General features: G+C 54.1%; 17 protein-coding genes and 1 tRNA gene. 8 read left to right on the forward strand and 10 right to left on the reverse strand.

Annotated elements, in window-relative coordinates:
• Positions 1 to 6: 6 nt before the first annotated feature.
• From secF to queA, 5 genes are all read right to left on the reverse strand, one after another.
• Complete coding sequence (gene secF / locus CAP31_RS05665) at positions 7 to 951, reverse strand: protein translocase subunit SecF (protein ID WP_189836647.1); 945 nt, start codon at positions 949 to 951, stop codon at positions 7 to 9.
• Positions 952 to 963: 12 nt separating this feature from the next.
• A complete protein-coding gene (gene secD, locus CAP31_RS05670) occupies positions 964 to 2778 on the reverse strand; it encodes a protein translocase subunit SecD (RefSeq protein WP_087446647.1) in 1815 nt (604 codons plus the stop codon).
• 155 nt (positions 2779 to 2933) lie between these two features.
• On the reverse strand, positions 2934 to 3260 hold the full coding sequence (yajC, locus tag CAP31_RS05675) for a preprotein translocase subunit YajC (RefSeq protein ID WP_087446648.1): 327 nt from the start codon (positions 3258 to 3260) through the stop codon (positions 2934 to 2936).
• A gap of 37 nt (positions 3261 to 3297) precedes the next feature.
• Positions 3298 to 4401, reverse strand: coding sequence for a tRNA guanosine(34) transglycosylase Tgt (gene tgt, locus CAP31_RS05680; protein WP_087446649.1), 1104 nt, complete (start codon positions 4399 to 4401; stop codon positions 3298 to 3300).
• An 80-nt stretch (positions 4402 to 4481) separates the two neighbouring features.
• Entirely contained in the window at positions 4482 to 5510 is a 1029-nt protein-coding gene (gene queA, locus CAP31_RS05685; RefSeq protein ID WP_087446650.1) for a tRNA preQ1(34) S-adenosylmethionine ribosyltransferase-isomerase QueA, read from the reverse strand.
• A gap of 73 nt (positions 5511 to 5583) precedes the next feature.
• On the opposite strand from queA, the gene CAP31_RS05690 reads away from it, so the two are divergent.
• Positions 5584 to 5670 (forward strand) — tRNA-Leu (locus CAP31_RS05690).
• Between the two features lie 232 nt (positions 5671 to 5902).
• Here the strand turns inward: CAP31_RS05690 and CAP31_RS05695 are convergent.
• Both CAP31_RS05695 and CAP31_RS05700 read right to left on the reverse strand, forming a co-directional pair.
• Positions 5903 to 6232, reverse strand: a complete 330-nt coding sequence (locus tag CAP31_RS05695) for a TssQ family T6SS-associated lipoprotein (protein WP_223247385.1) — start codon at positions 6230 to 6232, stop codon at positions 5903 to 5905.
• A 95-nt stretch (positions 6233 to 6327) separates the two neighbouring features.
• Entirely contained in the window at positions 6328 to 7872 is a 1545-nt protein-coding gene (locus CAP31_RS05700) for a serine/threonine-protein kinase (protein WP_087446652.1), read from the reverse strand.
• A gap of 303 nt (positions 7873 to 8175) precedes the next feature.
• On the opposite strand from CAP31_RS05700, the gene CAP31_RS05705 reads away from it, so the two are divergent.
• Complete coding sequence (locus CAP31_RS05705; RefSeq protein WP_087446653.1) at positions 8176 to 9006, forward strand: Stp1/IreP family PP2C-type Ser/Thr phosphatase; 831 nt, start codon at positions 8176 to 8178, stop codon at positions 9004 to 9006.
• 13 nt (positions 9007 to 9019) lie between these two features.
• On the forward strand, positions 9020 to 9709 hold the full coding sequence (locus CAP31_RS05710) for an FHA domain-containing protein (protein ID WP_087446654.1): 690 nt from the start codon (positions 9020 to 9022) through the stop codon (positions 9707 to 9709).
• A gap of 211 nt (positions 9710 to 9920) precedes the next feature.
• Here CAP31_RS05710 and CAP31_RS05715 read toward each other — a convergent pair whose 3' ends face one another.
• The 3 genes from CAP31_RS05715 to CAP31_RS05725 form a co-directional block, all read right to left on the reverse strand.
• On the reverse strand, positions 9921 to 12491 hold the full coding sequence (locus CAP31_RS05715) for a chemotaxis protein CheW (RefSeq protein ID WP_087446655.1): 2571 nt from the start codon (positions 12489 to 12491) through the stop codon (positions 9921 to 9923).
• A gap of 165 nt (positions 12492 to 12656) precedes the next feature.
• On the reverse strand, positions 12657 to 13733 hold the full coding sequence (locus CAP31_RS05720; RefSeq protein ID WP_087446656.1) for an alkene reductase: 1077 nt from the start codon (positions 13731 to 13733) through the stop codon (positions 12657 to 12659).
• A gap of 53 nt (positions 13734 to 13786) precedes the next feature.
• Positions 13787 to 14497 carry a pirin family protein gene (locus CAP31_RS05725; RefSeq protein ID WP_087446657.1) on the reverse strand — a complete coding sequence of 237 codons (711 nt, stop codon included), beginning with the start codon at positions 14495 to 14497 and terminating at the stop codon, positions 13787 to 13789.
• A gap of 97 nt (positions 14498 to 14594) precedes the next feature.
• Here CAP31_RS05725 and CAP31_RS05730 point away from each other — a divergent pair, with 97 nt between their 5' ends.
• Genes CAP31_RS05730 through CAP31_RS05750 form a run of 5 tightly spaced genes read left to right on the forward strand, consistent with a single transcriptional unit; the run spans position 14595 to position 20497 of the window.
• Positions 14595 to 15491: a LysR family transcriptional regulator gene (locus CAP31_RS05730; RefSeq protein WP_369802445.1), complete on the forward strand. Its 897-nt coding sequence runs from the start codon at positions 14595 to 14597 to the stop codon at positions 15489 to 15491.
• A 59-nt stretch (positions 15492 to 15550) separates the two neighbouring features.
• Entirely contained in the window at positions 15551 to 16249 is a 699-nt protein-coding gene (locus CAP31_RS05735; RefSeq protein ID WP_087446659.1) for a succinate dehydrogenase iron-sulfur subunit, read from the forward strand.
• The gene (locus tag CAP31_RS05740) at positions 16246 to 16461 is read left to right on the forward strand and encodes a succinate dehydrogenase assembly factor 2 (RefSeq protein WP_087446660.1); all 216 of its coding nucleotides are present in this window, start codon (positions 16246 to 16248) and stop codon (positions 16459 to 16461) included. Before CAP31_RS05735 ends, CAP31_RS05740 begins: the two co-directional genes overlap by 4 nt.
• An 11-nt stretch (positions 16462 to 16472) precedes the next feature.
• Complete coding sequence (locus CAP31_RS05745; RefSeq protein ID WP_087446661.1) at positions 16473 to 17771, forward strand: citrate synthase; 1299 nt, start codon at positions 16473 to 16475, stop codon at positions 17769 to 17771.
• Positions 17772 to 17773: 2 nt separating this feature from the next.
• Positions 17774 to 20497 (forward strand): 2-oxoglutarate dehydrogenase E1 component, encoded by a 2724-nt coding sequence (locus CAP31_RS05750; protein ID WP_087446662.1) that lies wholly within the window; start codon positions 17774 to 17776, stop codon positions 20495 to 20497.

A 20497-nucleotide genomic window follows, 5' to 3' on the forward strand; every position in this document is an offset into this window, starting at 1 on the left:
TCCTTGTCAGACTTGCGCGCCATCGGCAGATACATCCGCTTTGGGCTTGTTGTCCTTGATGAAGTGTTCACGCTTGACGCCGAACATGAGCAGCAGCGGTGAAGCGACCAGGACGGAAGAGTAAATACCGAACATGATGCCGATGGTCAGTGCCAGAGCGAAATTATGCAGGGCTTCGCCGCCGAAGAACAGCATGGACAGCACCATTGTCTGCGTCATGCCATGGGTAATGATGGTACGGCTCATGGTGGTGGTGATTGCGTTGTCGATGATGTCCGGGATGCTGGTTTTACGCATCTTGCGCAGGTTCTCGCGAATCCGGTCGAAGACCACGACCGATTCGTTGACCGAATAACCCAGCACCGCGAGGATGCCTGCCAGCACGGTCAGCGTGAATTCCCACTGAAAGAATGCGAAGCAACCCAGAATAATGACGACGTCATGGATGTTGGCGATGATGGCGGCGAGCGCAAACCGCCATTCAAAGCGTAATGCCAGATAAAGCAGGATGCCGCCGGCCACGACTACCAGCGCCAGTGCGCCGTTGTCATACAGCTCCTTACCGACTTGCGGGCCGACAAAATCGACGCGTTTCAGGGTGACGCCGGCATCCTGCGCCTTGAGCGCGGCCATTACGGTGTCGCTGGTCTTGGCGCTGGTGGTGTCCTTATGCAATGGCAGCCGTATCAGTACATCCCTGGAGGTGCCAAAGGTTTGCACAGTGACTTCGGGCAGGCCGGTTTTGGTCAGGGTGTCGCGAATCTGATCGAGGTGAGCGGGCTGGTTGTAAGAGACCTCAATCACTGTGCCGCCGGTAAAGTCGACGCCCAGATTCAGGCCTTTATAGGCCAGCGCCCATATCGCGAAAAGGAAGGTGATCAGGGAAATGGCAGTGGTGAGTTTGCCATAACGCATGAAGGGAATGTCGTGTTGGATGCGAAAAAATTCCATGATTGATTCCTGTTAAATGGACACTTTTGCCAGGCGCGCACGGCGACCGTAGCTGAGGTTGACCAGAGCGCGCGAGATAGTCACCGCACTAAACATCGAGGTGAGGATGCCCAGGCACAATACGACCGCAAAGCCGCGCACCGGACCGGAACCCAGCCAGAACAGCGCGATACCGGCGATGAAGGTGGTGATGTTGGAGTCCAGGATGGTTCCCCAGGCGCGGTCGTAGCCCGCATGAATAGCCGCTTGCGGCGAGTTGCCGTTGCGCAGCTCTTCGCGGATGCGCTCGTTGATGAGTACGTTGGCGTCGATCGCCATACCCAGTGTCAAGGCGATACCGGCCAGGCCTGGCAGGGTCAGGGTGGCCTGCATCATCGACAGCAGCGCGATCAGGAACAGGCCGTTGGCTGTAAGCGCCAGCGTTGAGAAAATGCCGAAGATACGATAATAAAATATCATGAATACCGCAACGGCCACAAAACCCCACAGGTTGGAATGGAAGCCTTTTTCGATATTGTCGGCGCCCATGCTCGGGCCGACGGTACGCTCTTCAACGATATCCATCGGCGCAGCCAGTGCGCCGGCGCGTAGCAGCAGCGCGACGTCAGAAGCCTCCTGTGCGGATTCCATGCCGGTGATCTGCACACGGCCGCCGCCGATTTCTTCCCGGATGACCGGAGCGGTGATGACTTCGCCCTTGCCTTTTTCGATGAGCAGAATGGCCATGCGTTTGCCGACGTTTTCACGGGTCACGTCGCGGAAAATGCGGGCGCCGCGCGAATCGAGATTGATGTGCACAGCAGCCTGACCGGATTGCTGGTCAAACCCGGGTGAAGCGTCGGTGATGTAATCGCCGGTCAGAGAAACCGTTTTCTTTACCAGTATCGGCATGCCGCCACGCTCTGTATAGAGCTCATCGTCGAATGGTATCTGGCCTTGCAGCGCGGCGGTAATGTCATGGGTTTCGTCGACCAGCCGCACTTCCAGCGTGGCGGTACGGCCGAGGATCTCCTTGGCCTTGGCGGTATCCTGTACGCCCGGCAATTGCACCACGACGCGGTCGGCACCTTGCTGCTGGATGATAGGCTCGGCGACGCCAAGCTCATTGACGCGATTGCGCAGAGTGGTGATGTTTTGCAGGATGGCGTTGTCCTTGGTGCGTTTCTGTACTTCGGCACGCAGAGTGGCGGTCAATGTGTAGTCGTTGTTCGTATCGTTTTCAGCGGTGACCAGATCGCCAAAATTCTTGTTGATGAACTGATTGGCGAGCTCGCGTGTGGCGGTATCGCTGAAATGAATGATGACGGTTTGATGGTCGCGGCTAATCGATGAGTAGTGGATTTTCTGTTCGCGCAATTGGCTGCGGATATCGCCGGTATAACGTTCGACGGCTTTATCCAGTGCGGCCTGCATATCCACTTGCAGCAGGAAGTGCACGCCGCCACGCAGGTCCAGACCTAGATACATGGGTTTGGCACCGATGGCGGTAAGCCAGTCAGGCGAGGCGGAAAGCAGGTTTAACGCGACGCTGTAGCCGTCACGAAAGCGGGCTTGCAATGCGTCCTTGGCTTTCAGCTGGGTATCGGTGTTATCGAATTTCACCTTGATGCTATCGCCGTCCAGAATGGCGTTGCGGTAGGTGATATGCGCCGCTTTGAGCTCGTCTTCCACCTGCTGCATCAGCATGGCGTCTGCCTTGATTGCGGAGCGCGTCGGGGATATCTGGACCGCAGGCACTTCGCCGTAAAAATTGGGCAAGGTATAGATGACGCTGATGAGCAATACAGCGGCGATAAGCAGATACTTCCAAAGCGGGAATCGATTCATTTCATTGCCTTCTTTTAACCGCCACGGTAGCGGTTGTATGTGACATGCAGGTCCGGGCCGGGTTTTTTATAAGCATTACACAGGATAGGTCGTGTGAGGCGGGCTTCATCGGACTGTATCCTGTGCGGGGTAATATGCGGATTCGCGTTGGCAAATCAAATGGATTTGATCGTGCCTTTTGGCAGCATGGTCTGCACGGTGCTTTTTTGTACATTGGTGACGACGCCGTCGGCGATTTCCAGACTGATGAACTGTTCGCCAACTTTGACTATCTTGCCAACCTGACCGCCAGTGGTGATGACTTCGTCACCTTTCTGCAAGGCGTCGATCATTTTGCCCTGTTCCTTGGCGCGTTTCATTTGCGGACGAATAATCATGAACCAGAACAGTACAAAAATAACAATCAGCGGCAAAAAGCTCATGACCGCATCCATGGGTGAGGCGGCTGTGGCAGAGGCGGCGTAAGCGTTACTGATAAACATGGGTTGCTCCGTTTGTATGATTAAAAATGGGATGATTCTAGCATGATAGCGCGCGTTGCTCATGAAACTTGGCGACGAAATCATTGAGTTTTCCGTTTTCGATTGCCTGACGCAATCCGGTCATGAGTTGCTGGTAGTAATGCAGGTTGTGGATGGTCGCCAGACGCGCGCCCAGTATCTCGCCGCAGCGAATGAGATGATGCAGATAGGCGCGGCTGAAATTGCTGCAGCAATAGCAGGTGCATTCATTGTCGACGGGTGCGGTGTCGATGCGGAAGCGGGCATTCTTGATACGGATGTCGCCGAATTTGGTGAACAGAATGCCGTGACGGGCATTCCGGGTGGGCAAGACGCAATCGAACATGTCCACGCCATGCTGTACTGAGGCGACAATATCCTCCGGTGTGCCGACGCCCATCAGGTAACGCGGCTTGTCGGCAGGCAATTGAGGTGCCGTGTGGGCCAGGATGCGGCGCATATCGGGCTTGGGTTCGCCTACACTGAGGCCGCCGATGGCGTAACCGTCAAAATTCATTTGCCCGAGCTCGCGCAAGGATTCGTCACGCAAGTCTTCATACATGCCGCCCTGGACGATGCCGAACAAGGCGTTGGGATTGCCTGCGTGCGCGGTTTTTGAGCGCTCGGCCCAGCGCAGCGACAAACGCATGGAGTAGGCGGCTGCGTCATGTTCGGCCGGGTAGGGTGTGCATTCGTCGAAAATCATGACGATGTCGGAATTCAGCACTTTCTGGATATGCATGGATTCTTCGGGCGAGAGGAACAGTTTGTCGCCGTTCTGCGGCGAAGAGAACTTCACACCCTGTTCGGTAATCTTGCGCAATGCACCCAGGCTGAATACCTGGAATCCGCCGGAATCGGTGAGGATGGGACGATCCCAACCCATGAACTTGTGCAATCCGCCGTGGGCTTCGATGGCTTCGAGCCCCGGGCGTAACCAGAGGTGGAAGGTATTGCCGAGCACGATTTGGGCGCCGACGGTTTTGAGTTCGTCAGGCGCCATGGCCTTAACCGTGCCGTAGGTACCTACGGGCATGAAAGCGGGGGTCTCGACCTGGCCGTGCGCCAGAGTGAGCGTGCCGCGGCGGGCAAGGCCGTCAGTTTTGTGAAGTTGGAATTGCATGTCGAACCTTACTGTAAGTGTGCGTGTTGTGTCTGGCGTCTTTGGCGGGTGTCAGATGGATTAGGGTTTGTGCATGAAGTTCAGTCGGCCCGTTCGATCAGCATCGCATCCCCATAGCTGAAAAAGCGATACTTGCGCGCAACAGCGTGAGCGTATGCCTGTCGCATCATGTCCATGCCGCCAAACGCCGATACTAGCATGAGCAGTGTGGATTTAGGCAGGTGGAAATTGGTGAGCAGACGCTCTACCACTTTGAAGCGATAACCGGGTGTGATAAAGATGCTGGTTTCGCCTTCGCCTGCCTGCAGGTGACCTGATTGGGCGGCGGCTTCGAGCGCACGCAGGCTGGTGGTGCCGACAGCGACGATGCGTCCGCTGCCGGCGTTGGCTTGCGCAATCGCATCTACTGTGGCTTGCGGAATGGTATAGCGCTCGCTGTGCATGACGTGATCGGCGATGTTATCCACGCGTACCGGCTGGAAGGTGCCCGCGCCCACATGCAAGGTGACATGCGCGCGGATTACGCCCATGGCGTCCAGCTGCGCCAGCATGGTCTCATCGAAATGCAGGCCTGCAGTGGGAGCAGCGACTGCGCCTGGGTGACGCGCATATACGGTCTGGTAGCGCGCGTCGTCAGCGCGGTCCGCGGCGCGCTCGATATAGGGCGGCAGCGGCAACGCGCCGTACTGCTCGAGCACTTCGAGCACGGTTTGCGGTACATCGAACCGCACATGGTACAGGTCGTGTTCACGTCCTAATACGGTTAGCGGCACCTGTTCGGCAATGGTGATCTGCGAGTCTGTCTTCGGCGCGTGACTGGCACGGATGAAGGTCAGTGCTTCATGTTCGTTGATGACGCGCTCGATGAGCAGCTCCACCTGCCCGCCGCTAATCTTTTGGCCATACAGGCGGGCCTTGATGACCCGGGTATCATTAAACACCAGGACATCGCCCGCCTGCAGATAGGTGGGCAGGTCGGTAAACAGGCGATCGGTCAACTGGCGGTTTTTCGGGTCGACATGCAGCATGCGGCTGGCGGTGCGCACAGCGGGCGGAAATTGTGCGATCAGGGCGTCAGGCAGTTCAAAATCAAAGTCGTCAGTGCGCATAAATATTACTAAGGTGTTGCAAGTGGATGGGGTTTTATGGATAATGCCGGACTTGTCAAACGCATCTCAAATAGCCGGGATGGCGGAATTGGTAGACGCAGCGGATTCAAAATCCGCCGCTGGAGACAGTGTGGGGGTTCGAGTCCCCCTCCCGGCACCAGGCAGATTTTCAGTAGTGTTCAGCACAGCATTTGAGCCCACATTCATGTGGGCTTTTTTGTTTCTATCGTGCCGCTGAGTTTTAGTTGTCTGCATCCTGACGAACGCCAACAGTCCGTTAACGGATTCGAAATCGTGCGCTATAAACCAAGTATCGTATCTGCCAACATGTTCAGTTGTGCCGACATGAGATATTTGGTTGAGTCTGCTTGCGTCGGATTTAAACACGGCCATTATTTCTTTTGCGCTGACATCCGTTCTTCTTTCACACTGCGATAAACCGGCCCCCAGATGGGGTGCCCGGCTTCGGCCATGGATAACTCGAAATTGGGGTCAAGCACTAATGCTCTTTTGAACTCTTCTCGACACAGTTTTTCACGTTCTGATATGCAATTTATGAATGCCAGATATTTATGTGCTGTCACCTGGTCGCTCTTGAATGTCAGCCCGTTATTCAGTGCGTTTTGTATGGTTTTCGCAGCGGTTTGATAATTGCCATTCTCATAGCTGTGGATACCTGTAGAGAGTTCCTGTTCTGCTTTGCGTGGTGCGAATTTATCCAATCCTAAATCCCGTACTGTGTTTGAAGCGCAGCCGGAAATAAAGATTAATGGAATCATGGATATGAAAATGAAGCGACTAAGCACGGCAAGCCTTCTTATTTGAAAGTGTATTTAATATATTTAGTAGATTCGGCTTTCAGCTCGAGTGTTTCCGAATACGGCGTGAAATTCAAATTTCTTATTTCAATTTTATGCTTTCCGGCAGCAACTGTCAGCTTTTTTAATGGTGGTGATACGCCCATTTCCTTCCCGTCTATATAAATAGTACCCCAAGGCAAAATGGCAAAGCTGACAAGTGCATTGTCATTATGCTGGCTGGGTTGCGTAACGGGCGAAGTGGATTTGGCCGTTTTGATTTTTCTGGCGTGTTGATGGGTGAGTTCTGTGCGGTGCGGAGCAGATGTGCTTACTGGTTCTTTTTTTGTTACTGCGGGTTCCGCAACGATCGGTGGAATAGGTGCCGATACGCTGTTTGCTGCGGCAGGTTTAATGTTAATTGGGTTGGCCGCAACTGTAACCGCCTGTGCTGGCCGGATATTTTGTTGCTGCGTATTTTTATGAGGCATCAGGGTTATGGCAATAGCCGGGACTAAAATGATGCTGGCAATAATCAGCGCTTTTTTGTTCAGCCCAAAAAATGGTGCATGAAAATGCCTTTGGGTCGTATTGGCTTGAATTGCATGTGTGTGACTGTTGATAGTGTTATTGTCATCAGGCCGTTTACTCAGTAACACGGTTTCTTCGCCCCGGGCAGATCTGGGTTTGGATCTGCGATCCAGCGTTTTGTGTTGGCCAAGCGCTTTCGCTTCGGCTTCCGGAATGACTAGGTTGCTATGATTTCTGAGGTCATTTGCCAGTTCCTTGGCGTTTTGATAACGCTCGTCAGGTTCTTTGGCCAGCGCTTTGGTAATGATATAGTTGAACGTGTCGGGAATGCGTGGTGTCAGCGACTTGGGTGGTACAGGGGTCGTATTGAGGATGCGATACATGATGGTATTGATGTTGTCGCCATCGAATGGCGACTCACCAGTCAGCATTTCATACAGTATGACGCCTAATGCAAACAAGTCAGAACGGCCATCAACCGGTTTGCCGATTATTTGCTCAGGGGCCATGTATTTAGGAGATCCTATCACTGTGCCTGCACGCGTTCTGGAGCCGGTAGGCATTTGTGCAATCCCGAAATCCATGATTTTGGCAACGCCGTCGCGAACCAGCATGATGTTGGCTGGTTTGATGTCGCGGTGGACGACCCCGTTTTCATGGGCATATGCCAAGCCATCAGCAACCTGGGCGGCGATATGGACTATCTTGTCGATGCTCAGCGCAGTGTGTGCATCCAGTATTTCTCTTAATAATTGGCCTTCCAGAAACTCCATCGCCATGTAGGCGGCGCTGTCCGTTTTACCGGCATCATAGATAGTTACTATGTTTGGATGATTGAGGCGGCCAGCGGATTTTGCTTCGCGATAAAAACGCTCCTCGAAATTGGCAAGCTCTTCCCTGGACAGGTCGAGTTTGATGGTTTTGATTGCGACAGTGCGTTCAATGAGCGGGTCGATTGCTTTATATACAATGCCCATGGCTCCTTGGCCAAGCTCGGAGAGGATTTCGTATCGGCCTAATTTTTCAGTTGGCATCAAGTTGATACAATTGATTAAGGATAGGAAATGGAATAAAGATAATATCCATAAAGGGATTGTGTATGATAGACGCTCGTAACATTAGTTTTTTCGATGGGTATTGTCAATACCGGACAGAGTCATTCTGGCTATTGTTCTCTGATACAGGTATTTAATAGCATATCAATACTTCGTGTCTTGCTTTTGTCTGCAGTCGAGTGAGAGAATGGAACAGAATAAAGCAATGAATAGCATTGTGGAGTACGTGCGTTTTCGCATTGTTGGACAATAAATATTATAACGTCAGGGAGTTATTGACGCATGACTTTGCATACCCATTTGGAAATAGCCAGCGGAACTGATCCGGGTGTGGTTCGTACCTTTAACGAAGATAGTATTGCAATCGAGCGTGATCTTGGTCTGCTGATGCTGGCCGATGGTATGGGCGGGTATAAGGCAGGTGATGTGGCCAGTGCCATGGCTACCGATCTGATTACGGATGTGCTGAAACAACAGCGGCATAGTGAAATGGCGCAATCGATGCGTCAATTCAGTCAACTTTCGGATTCGTCCCAGGCGGTTAAATCAGCCATTGAAAAAATCAATCGGGTTATTTATCAGTCCGCCCAGACAAATGAGGAATATCACGGCATGGGCACAACAGTGGTGCTTATGCTGTTTCATGATGGCTGGGCAACGATCGCGCATGTTGGTGATTCTCGGCTCTATCGCATGCGTAATGATGCGTTCGAATTACTGACGCATGATCATTCGTTGCTTCAGGAGCAAGTGGAAATGGGTGTGATTTCTTCGGATGAGGCCAAGTATTCTCACAATCGCAATCTGGTTACGCGTGCTCTGGGGTTGGATGTTGATGTCAAGGTCGATGTCTGTGAGATTGATGTATTGCCGGGGGATGTTTACCTGTTGTGCTCAGATGGTTTGAATGACATGGTGGATGATGCGGATATTGAGTTGGTCATGAGTGAGTTGCAGGCTAATCTGCCTCTGGCAGTGACTCAGTTGATACAGATGGCCAATGATAATGGCGGACATGATAATGTATCAGTACTGATCGCTAAGGTGCAGGATGAGGTGAATCGGAAACGCAGCCTGCAGAACAGCTTGTTTGGCTGGCTGAAAGTGTTTTAGAGGCGGGATCGGCATGGCAAAATTGATCGTAAACTTTAAGGGTGAGGTTCAGGGCCATTATTTTCTGGATAAGGACAGATTCGTTATCGGCCGCAATGAGGATAGCGATATTTGCCTGGATGACCTGAGTGTGAGCAAGCTTCATGCGGTTATTGTTACCATAGGTAATGACCAGGTGCTGGAAGATACACATAGTGGCAATGGCGTCCAAGTGAATGGAAACAAAGTTGCCAAGCATATTCTGCAGAATAATGATGTTGTCGAGATCGGTGATTTCCAGCTGAAATATATCAATCAGCGCGCTACATCTAATATGGACTTTGATAAAACCATGATGCTCGAATCGGCATCCTTGCAGCTGAATGAATTGTCGGAAGGTGCTCGGTCTGTCGCCAGATCCCCATTGACTACGGCATTGGCCTCCGCCAGGTCGGTCAAGGCTAATTTTCCGTTGGGTGGCGTGAAGGACAGATATGCCGCAAAGGAAGTAATAGTCAGTCGTCCGTTAAAAACTTTTGGCCAGCCTGGTGTGCAGGTTGTCATGATCGCGCGACGGCCTCATGGCTATTACGTGACGCATGTTGAAGGTAAAAAGCCAGCCAGATTGAATGGGAAGTCCATTGGTACTCAACCACATCTGCTGCAGGAAAACGATTTGATTGAAGTGGCGGATCAGAAGCTGATATTTTTTATGAAAAACTGAGGCATGTGTTTTACATGATTTGTTCTGCCGTGACAGTCCATTTCCGGAAATGGCAGATTATATTGGTAATGCGTCAAGGATTTGGTTAGGCCCGCCTGTCAGTATGATCAGGCAGAGGACAGTCGGGCGGGATGGTGATGCTGTCGGGTTGCCACATCGTTCGTTCACATGAGGGTGAAACCGGTGCGGTTTGCGCACCGGGTAGGGTCGTTCAAGCCGCTTCCTGTATCATCATTTCCGGCATGGTTGGCATTTCCCCCGTGTTCAGGGTACGGTATATATAATCAATATCCAGTACCTGGATCAGCAGATTGCCGTGATTGGCTTGAATGACCTGCGGTACCAGCGTGCCGTTCCCGTTTTTGGCGAAAGGTGTAGGCGTGATCTGTTCGTCGCCGAATTCAGGGACGCCGTGCAGTTCATCCACGAGCAGGCCTATGCTCTGCTGGTCGTGTTGTACAACGATGACCTGACAGCCTGCGGTGATTTCCGAGGATTTGCCGCGTACCATGTAGCCCAGATCGAATACCCAGATGAACTGTTTGGCTTCGTTTTCATGTTCGACTGCCAGCATGCCGACTCGCCCTTCGAAGCCACCCATGGACATCGGCAGTATGGCCGATCCCGGCAATGCTTCCAGTACCAGTTCGGCGGGTATGGCGAACAGATTGCCGTCGATGAAGAACGTCGCGAATTGCTTGCCGCCGGCCTCCACTGAATTGCTGTCGAGTACGGAAGCGGCCTTGTTGCACGACAGATTGCGTTCGCGCACCTCGCCAAATGATTCGAATACCACGGCGATAATGTCATCCTTGTAACCGTCTGTTGCCTTGAATTCGCGATAGCCGCTCGATACGGTGCACCCCATGCTGGCGTAGTGGTCGTCGTGGATGGTGATGCCGGAGCTGCTGCGACCGTTTTTCTGATGCAGAATATCGCTGTCCAGGTCGAGCAGGGTGCCAACCGGACGGTCGGGGTCAGTGCTGGCGATGATATAGCCTTCCCGGTTGACAAAAAATGCAGAGGTGTCTGCTTTTCCATTCAGGCCGCCGTGGAGCATGGCAGAGAATTCCGGTGCTGCATCAAATACGATGCCTATGCCGCCGACGATTGTGTTCGGATTGTCAGGGTGGCGAATGGCAGCGTGATATATGTAGGTCGGCAAATTGTCATAGAGTGGTGTCGCTGTGAATGGGGTGACGTAATAGTCCTGTTCGGTTGCAAGCGAGAGGACGGCTTGCAGCGTGCCGTGGTCGATGGCAGTGCCGATTGCTGCACCATCTTCGCCCTTGTGCGCCAAATTGGTGCTGGCGATAATGCGTCCGCTTTTGTCATAAACAAAAATCCGGGTGTAGACGGTATACAGGCTGTTGATATAAGCCAGTATGCCGGTGATGTTCTTGAGCATGGCGTCAGTTTGCACCGGCGTAGCCAAAGCGTTGCGCAATGCTGGCGTTAATGCCCACCAGCGGCAATCGTTGGAACGTTCATACAAGTTGCGGTCGAGCAAATCGACCAGCAGGTGCGACATGAATTCCGTGCCGCGCAGACTGGAACCCAGTACGGTTTCATACAGATTGCTGATCGACTGGGAAAACAGTTCGTTGCTACGATTGCCAGTCTCGCTGATTTGCTCCAGTACGGATTTGAGCTGGAGTAGATTGCTGCCATGACCGGCGGTCATGACCTGCCCATTCCAGACCACGCGCTGTATGGTTTCCGCTGCCTGCATGATTTTATAGAGTGGCGGCGAGAAAGTCTGGGCGTGCGATAACAGTCCGTCGGCAATGACCGGATCAAGCGATGTCAATGTGCTGCTGCCGCTTTCCATGAAAGCGACCTCGACCGGTACCATGACCTGGCCTTGCCAGCCGGGAGGCCCCATGTAACCCTGATAACCTTCGGCGACAAAAGTCTGCACCAGGTATTTGCGGCCGCCGAACATCATCAGTCGCGTGCTGCCGCTGCGGTTGACCGGCACAACTGCCCCCAGCGGCATCCACAGGGTGTCGGCGCTGGCGATGACGCGGTTTTCACTGTCGAGCAACAGCATGTTGGCGCGTTCTTCAGGATCACGGTGCGAATCGAAAATTCCGCGCATTTCTTTTTCAAAATCAAAGCACAGGCAGAGTATGCCGATTACTTCTCCGGTTTCCGGATGTAGCATGCGTTGCGAATAAATCAATGATTTTTCCTTGCAGGGGCGCAGGTCGACAGCGCGGAAGGTTTCCACATAGGTTTCGGATGCCAGCGTTTGAGCGATGAGCGGGTCGATACTGCCTTCTACTTCGGAGTGTTCGTTGATTTGTATCAGCAGGTTGCCGTCCTTGTCCAGCAACATGATTTCATCATAGACGGTGTATTTATTGCGATAGGCCAGCAGGCGCGCGCGTATCGAATCCGGATCGTCATGCACGCCGGCTACGAATTCGCACAGATCGCGGTCGGTGGCGAGGAACCCGACATCGGCAGTGCGTTCGTACAGATTGCGCACCACGATATCGATGACGTAATGCGCTTTGGTGCCTATTTCCATCAGGACATTGGCGATCTTTTCGTGTACCAAGCTGGAGACCAGTTCCTGTTCCAGCTGGTCGAATCCGGCTCGGGTCGCGGCCATGGTTTGCAGAATCGACTTGGTCTCGGCCAGGTAATTCATCTTGGCGGAAGACTCTATCATGCGCCACATCAGGTTCAGCTCGCGCAACGATTGTTCGCTACGGACAACATCGCGCATGTAAGGCAGGAACATGTCGTTTTGGTGGGTAGTGGCGTTAGTCATGTGAATGCTCCTTGGGTGGCGTTGTGTTGAACTACCAACATTTAAGCAACATTCGGGCCAATCTTTGACGGGTAGCGTATAGCGGTGGATTCAGGAGTAATCCGGGGGGGTGAGCCTTCCCGTACATGCGGCAAGGCTCAAGTTTGACTGCCTGGGTTGGTCGAATTACATCGAGGGGTAATCGGTATAGCCCGCTTCATTGCCGCCATAGAAGGTATTGACGTCAGGGGTGTTGAGCGGTGCGTCTATGGCAAAGCGTTCCGGCAGATCCGGGTTGGCGATGAATAGCTTGCCGAAAGCGACCAGATCGGTTGCACCCGAGGCGATGGCTGCGTTGGCACTGACTTTGTCATAGCCGCCATTGGTGATATAGGTGCCATTGAATACAGCACGCAAGCGCTGAAAATCGAAGTCGGGGCTGCCCTGTCCGGAATCCTGTCCGGCCCATTCGGTGACATGCAGATAAGCCAGATTAAAGGGGTTAAGCGCATTGGCGACGAATTCAAACGTTTGCTGCGGATGACTGTCGTACATGTCGTTGAACGGATTGATGGGCGAGAGACGGACGCCGACACGATCCGCTCCCCATACGTCGGTCACCGCTGCGGTGATCTCCAGCAGCAGGCGACTGCGATTCTTGAGCGAGCCGCCGTATTCGTCGGTGCGCTGATTGGAACCGTCACGAATGAACTGATCGATCAGGTAGCCGTTGGCAGCATGTATTTCAACGCCGTCAAACCCGGCGGCCAGCGCATTTTTTGCGGCAACGCGGAAATCGCTGATGATGCCAGGAATCTCCTCCAGCGTGAGCGCATGCGGCGTCACGAAGTCCTGCGTGCCTTCCATGGTATGGGCATGACCTTCCGGACGGATGGCCGAAGGGGCGACTGGCAGCATGTTGTTCGGCAGCAAGGATGGATGAGAGACGCGTCCGCAGTGCCACAGCTGCAAGAAGATGTGGCCATTGCGGTCGTGCACCGCATCGGTTACCTGTTTCCAGCCGGCGATTTGCTCAGGGCTATGGATGCCGGGTGTGCCCAGATATCCGACTGCAGTCGCCGATATTTGCGAGCCTTCGCTGATGATGAGTCCTGCCGAGGCGCGCTGCCGATAGTATTCGACGTTCATTGCCTGCGGTACGTTGCCTGCCCCGGCGCGGTTACGTGTCAGGGGCGCCATGACCAGGCGGTTGTTCAGGCTGTAACGTCCGAGGCGGACCGGGGTAAAGAGATCAGGTTGCATAATTTATTCCTGTAGTTGATGAATCGGTAAAAGTAGCCGTGGTTGATGCACGCTCAAGCGATATCGGGATGCATATCGAATAGCAGCACTTCAGCCTCGCTGCTGGTGGTGAGCGTGAGTAATACCTCATCCTGCACAATGAGGGCGTCTCCCGCCGTTAACGTTTTCCGGTTGACGGTCACCTCGCCGGTCGCAACATGCAGATAGGCGATGCGGTTGGTCTGGAGTGGGTAGCTAATTGTGTCTTCAGCGGTCAGAATCGACGCATACATCCGCACGTCCTGATGCAGCAGGATAGTATCGTTATCCGCTTCCGGTGAGGCGATCAGGCACAGGCGGCCCTTTTTGTCCTCGCGGCGATAGCTTTTCTGTGCATAGCTCGGGGTGATGCCGCGTTCGCGTGGCTGAATCCATATCTGTAACAGATGGACAGGGGTGTCCTCGGACGGATTGAATTCACTGTGACGGATGCCGGTGCCCGCGCTCATCTTTTGCACGTCGCCGGCCCGGATAATGGAGCCATTGCCCATGCTGTCGCGGTGTGCCAGTGCGCCGGATAGCACATAGGTGATGATTTCCATGTCGCGGTGCGGGTGGGTAGGGAAACCGCCTTTTGCTGCGATATGGTCGTCGTTGATGACGCGCAGGCTGGCGACTCCCATTTTGTTTGGGTCGTAGTAGTCTGCGAAAGAAAAGCTGTGCCATGATTCCAGCCAGCCGTGATTGGCGTGGCCGCGTTCTGTGCCTTTATTGATCTGGATCATTGTGGCCTCCATCTGAATGCAAATCGATAATGAAGAATAATCTTGAAGTAAGTGGATTGATAGCGAATAATTCCGCAAGACTCGTTCAAAAAAATTGATGATGCGATTGAATCTGGATAATTTGCTGGTGATCGACGCCATAGATCGTCATGGCAGTTTTGCTGCGGCCGCTGAAGCCCTGCATCGTGTGCCGTCAGCATTGACCTATAGCGTGCATAAACTGGAACAGGATTTGACGGTGCAATTGTTTGATCGCTCCGGTCATCGGGCCGTACTGACTCCGGCAGGTGTGGAGCTACTGCGTGAAGGCCGCCATCTGCTGCATGCGGCAACAGAGCTGGAGAATCGGGTAAAACGCGTGGCCGCAGGCGTGGAGACGGAGTTGCGCATCGCGGTGAGCGACCTGATCGCGTGGCCGGCGCTGTATGCGATGCTTAAGGAATTTTATGCGCAGTCTTTTGGAACGCGACTGCGTATCATGACCGAAGTTTACGGCGGTTGCTGGGATGCACTGGTGAATGGACGGGCTGATCTGGTGATCGGCGCGCCCAATGAAGGCCCGGCTGGCGGCGGCTATGTAACCCATGCATTGGGAACGGTCGAATTCGTGTTTGCCATTGCCCCTGACCACCCGCTGGCTGCATACAATGAGCCATTGCAAGCTATTGATATCATGCAGTTTCGCGCGGTGTCCGCAGCCGACAGCTCACGGCATTTGCCTGCGCGTACGTCAGGTTTATTGAACGGCCAGGATGTATTGACTGTGCCGGATTTGGCGGCAAAAGTGATAGCGCATCAGTGGGGTTTGGGTGTGGGCTATCTGCCCAAACAGATCGCATTAAGGGAGGCGGCTGCCGGACGGCTGGTGATCAAGGCCGTCGCCGAGCCCAAGCCGGAGACGCAGTTTTTCATGGCCTGGCTGAGCCATCATCAGGGTCCGGCATTGCACTGGCTGATCCAGCGCTGGATGCAGCAGGTTGCATGGCTGGAATGAAATCCGCTCATGGGTGGCGCGCATTTCCACAATTTGCCAATGAATGAGAAAATAGCGGCATGCAAATCAATATTTATCGTTACAACCCCGAAAGCGATGCCCAGCCTTATCTGCAATCTTTTGAGGTGGACATGGCGTCGGCCGGTAATATGCTGCTGGATGCGCTGCTGTTCATCAAGGATAACCTCGACAGCACGCTGACGCTGCGTAAATCCTGTCGTGAGGGGGTATGTGGTTCGGACGGCATGAATATCAACGGGCGTAACGGATTGGCCTGCATCACGCCGCTTTCCGAATTAAAGCAGCCGATAGAGGTGCGCCCGCTACCCGGTTTGCCCGTGATTCGCGATCTGGTCGTGGATATGGTGGCATTCAACCGGCAACATCGCTCGGTGCAGCCCTGGCTGATAAATGATAGTCCCGCGCCGGTGCATGAACGCCTGCAATCACCCGCCCAGCGTGCCGCACTGGATGGCGCGGATGATTGCATACAGTGCGGCTGCTGTTCGACTGCATGTCCGTCTTTCTGGTGGAATCCGGATAAATTCGTGGGGCCGGCTGGATTGCTCGCAGCATACCGTTTTGTCGCGGATAGTCGTGATGAGGCGCGTGCGGCGCGACTGGATGACTTGCAGGATGCGTACCGTCTGTTGCGCTGTCACGGCATCATGAATTGTGTCGAGATCTGTCCCAAGGGATTAAACCCCACTGCGGCGATTGGTAAAATGAAAACATGGATGTTAAAGTCGGGCCGATGATCAGCGTTAACGAACTGCGTTGGCGATGCCGGCGCGGAATGCTGGAGCTGGATACAGTATTGACAGCATTTCTGGAAACCGGCTATCCCCGGCTGAACCCGGTGCAACAGCAAGCCTTTGCTGAACTGTTGATGCTCGATGATATGGCTTTATGGGATAAAATACAGCATAACGATGGAATATTTGCCGTGTTGCACGCGCAATCAATTTAAGGAATCAACATATGACAGCAGCTACCAAAGTAACCCTGACTTTTGATAATGGTCAGCCCCCGATTGAATTGCCAGTGCTGGCAGGGACACTCGGGCCGAATGTGATCGATATCCGCAGTTTGAGTCAGCAGGGTTACTTGACCTATGATCCCGGTTTCATGGCGACGGCAAGCTGCACCTCCAGCATCACTTATATTGATGGCGATGAGGGCTTGTTATATTACCGCGGATATCCGATCGAACAATTGGCACAGCATGCCGATTTTGTTGAAGTGTCCTATTTGCTGATTTTTGGCGAGCTGCCAACGCCGGAACAGAAAACCAGATTCGAACAGGGCGTTCGCGCCCATACCATGCTGCACGACCAGATCAATAACGTGTTTCGGGGTTTCCGCCGCGACGCACATCCGATGGCGGTCATGGTGGGGGTGACGGGAGCCTTGTCGGCGTTCTACCATGATTCGATTAATGCGTTCGACGTGCACAGCCGTGAAATCTCGGCGTATCGATTAATGGCAAAAGTGCCGACGATAGCCGCGATGTCGTACAAGTACAATATGGGCCAGCCGTTTGCTTATCCGCAAAACCGGTTGGGTTATGCGGAGAACTTCCTGTACATGATGTTCTCGACACCATGCGAGCCTTACGAAGTCAATCCGGTGCTGGCGCGCGCTTTGGATCGGATTCTGATCCTGCACGCAGATCACGAGCAAAACGCTTCGACGTCGACGGTGCGTCTGGCCGGCTCGTCCGGTGCCAATCCATTCGCTTGTATAGCCGCTGGAATGGCGTCGCTGTGGGGGCCGTTGCATGGCGGCGCGAACGAAGCGGTGCTCAAGATGCTGGAAGAAATCGGCGACGTGTCGCGCATTCCGGAATTCATCAATCGCGCCAAGGATAAAACCAATCCGTTCCGCCTGATGGGTTTCGGTCATCGCATCTACAAGAATATGGATCCGCGCGCAGCGGTGATGCGGCAGACCTGTCATGAGGTGCTGGACGAATTGAACCTGAATGACGATCCCCTGTTCAAAATCGCGCTGGAACTGGAACGCATTGCCCTGCAGGACGAATATTTTATTGCGAAGAAGCTTTACCCCAATGTGGATTTCTATTCGGGTATCGTTTTCCGCGCTATGGGTATCCCGACCTCGATGTTTACCGCCATTTTTGCGATGGCGCGCACCGTGGGCTGGGTCGCGCAGTGGAACGAAATGCTGTCTGAACCGGGGCACCGTATCGGTCGTCCGCGCCAGCAATATACAGGCAAGACCCGGCGTGAGTATGTGCCGATGACCGAGCGCAGTTAATCATGGGTGGCGAATTGCTGAATTTGCCATCGTCATTTCATCCCATGGATTGGTTCGAAGCGCTTTATCAGCAATATCTGGCCGACCCCGGCCGGGTCAGTGCTGACTGGCGCGCTTATTTTGCTGCATTGGATCAACAGCCGTCGGTGGCGGCACCACCTGCTTGCGATCGCCGCCAGGTGGCGGTGTTGCAGCTCATCAATGCTTACCGCTTTCTGGGTGTGCGCCACGCCAATCTTGATCCGTTGCAGCGTTTCCCCCGGCCGGACGTACCCGAGCTGGATCTGGCTTATTACGGCCTGGGCGTGGATGACATGGAATCGGTATTCGATACCGGCTCGCTGGTCGCACCGATGCAGGCGACACTCGCGGATATCCTTTCCGTTGTCCGGCGCACTTATTGCGGGACGCTGGGTGCGGAATATATGTATATTTCCGACAACGTGCGCAAGCGCTGGCTGCAACAGCGACTGGAAGGCTGTTTGTCGACGCCGGAGTTTGATCCGGCGCAACAGCAGCAGATATTGCAGAGTCTGACTGCTGCCGAAACGCTGGAGAAGTTTTTGCATACCCGTTATGTCGGGCAAAAGCGTTTTTCGCTTGAAGGCGCGGAGACGCTGATTCCGATGCTGCACTATCTAATCAGTGGCGCGGCAGCGCATGGCGTTCAGGAAGTGGTATTGGGTATGGCGCACCGTGGCCGCATCAATGTTCTGGTTAACGTGCTGGGCAAGCCGTTAAAACAGATCTTCGGTGCCATGCCTGTGGATACCGGGAATGCGCTGACCGGCGACGTCAAATACCATCAGGGCTTTTCTACCGATGTCGCCACGCCCAACGGTACGGTACATCTGGCGCTCGCATTCAATCCTTCGCATCTCGAAATCGTGCATCCCGTGGTACGCGGTTCGGTGCGCGCCCGTCAGCAGCGGCGTGGTGATGTCGCCGGGAGCGAAGTCATCCCGGTGCTGCTGCATGGCGATGCGGCGTTTTCCGGACAGGGCGTAGTGATGGAAAGCCTCAATATGTCGGAGACGCGTGGCTACAATACCGGCGGCGGCATTCATATCGTGGTCAATAACCAGATCGGATTTACCACGTCCGATACGCGCGATAGCCGCTCCTCGCTTTACTGCACCGATGTGGCCAAACTGATTGAGGCGCCGGTGCTGCATGTGAATGGCGACGATCCGGAGGCTGCGTTGCTTGCTATGCAGATCGCGCTGGATTACCGGCGCGAATTTCATAAGAACATTATTATCGATCTGGTATGTTTCCGGCGTCATGGTCACAATGAGCAGGATGAGCCCGCAGTGACCCAGCCGTTGATGTATCACGCGATTGACACTCATCCCGGAACACGGCAATTGTATGCGGATAAATTGATCGCCCAGTCCAGCCTGGGCCTGGAAGGTGCGCATGCAGCGATCCAGCAATACCGGACGCGGCTGGAGAATGAAGAGCGCATCGTTGCGCCTGCGGTTTCGATTTATGGACGCAGTTTCGCCGCACATTGGGAGTCATATCGCTATAACGACTGGCGTCATGCTGCAGACACGCGCGTTTCGCCCAATCAGCTCGGCGAACTTGGCGAGATCATTACGCAGGTTCCCGACGGTCTGACCTTGCATCCTCGTGTCGAAAAGGTTGTTGCTGACAGGCGGGCGATGATGGCAGGCAAATTGGGCGTGGATTGGGGTATGGCCGAGAATCTGGCATACGCCAGCCTGCTGCGCGATGGTTATCCTATCCGTATATCAGGGCAGGATAGCGGGCGCGGTACATTCTTTCATCGTCATGCCGTATGGCACGATCAGCGTCGCGAGCGCTGGGATGCGGGTGAATACGTGCCGCTGCAGCATATTTATCCGAATCAGCCCAATTTTCTGGTGATCGATTCCCTGTTGTCCGAATTGGCCGTGCTCGCATTCGAGTATGGCTACGCGACTGCCGAACCGGACGAGCTGGTGATCTGGGAAGCGCAGTTCGGCGATTTCGCCAATGGTGCACAAGTGGTGATCGATCAGTTCATTGCCAGCGGGGAGGCAAAATGGGGGCGCTTGTGCGGCCTGACGTTATATCTGCCGCACGGACAGGAAGGGCAGGGGCCTGAGCACTCTTCGGCCAGACTGGAGCGTTATCTGCAGCTGTGCGCCAATGACAATATCCAGGTGTGTCAGCCCACCAATGCCGGGCAGATGTTCCATCTGATCCGGCGGCAAATGGTGCGCCCATACCGCAAACCTCTGATTGTGATGACGCCGAAGAGCCTGCTGCGCGCGAAACATGCGAGTGTGCCCTTATCCGCATTGACTGATGGCCGGTTCGAACTGGTACTATCCGAAATCCAGGCGCTGGATGCCGTTGCTGTGCGTCGTATCGTGGCATGCAGCGGGAAAGTCTATTTCGATTTGCTCAATGCGCGCGAGCAACGCGGCATCACCGATATCGCATTAGTGAGAGTGGAGCAGTTGTATCCGTTCCCCCGCAGCGAGTTTTATGCGGAACTTGCTCGCTATCCGAATGCGCACGAATTGGTGTGGGCACAGGAGGAACCACAAAATCAGGGAGCGTGGTTCTCTATCGGACATCATCTGCGCGAGTGTATGATGGAAGGCCAGACCTTGCGCTACGCCGGTCGCGCCTTTGCTGCGTCTCCGGCAGTCGGCTATCCTGAGATCCATGAAGCACAAAAGCAGGCATTGCTTGATGAGGCATTGAGCTAG

Source organism: Sulfuriferula sp. AH1 (assembly GCF_002162035.1).
Classification (GTDB): Bacteria; Pseudomonadota; Gammaproteobacteria; order Burkholderiales; family Sulfuriferulaceae; genus Sulfuriferula.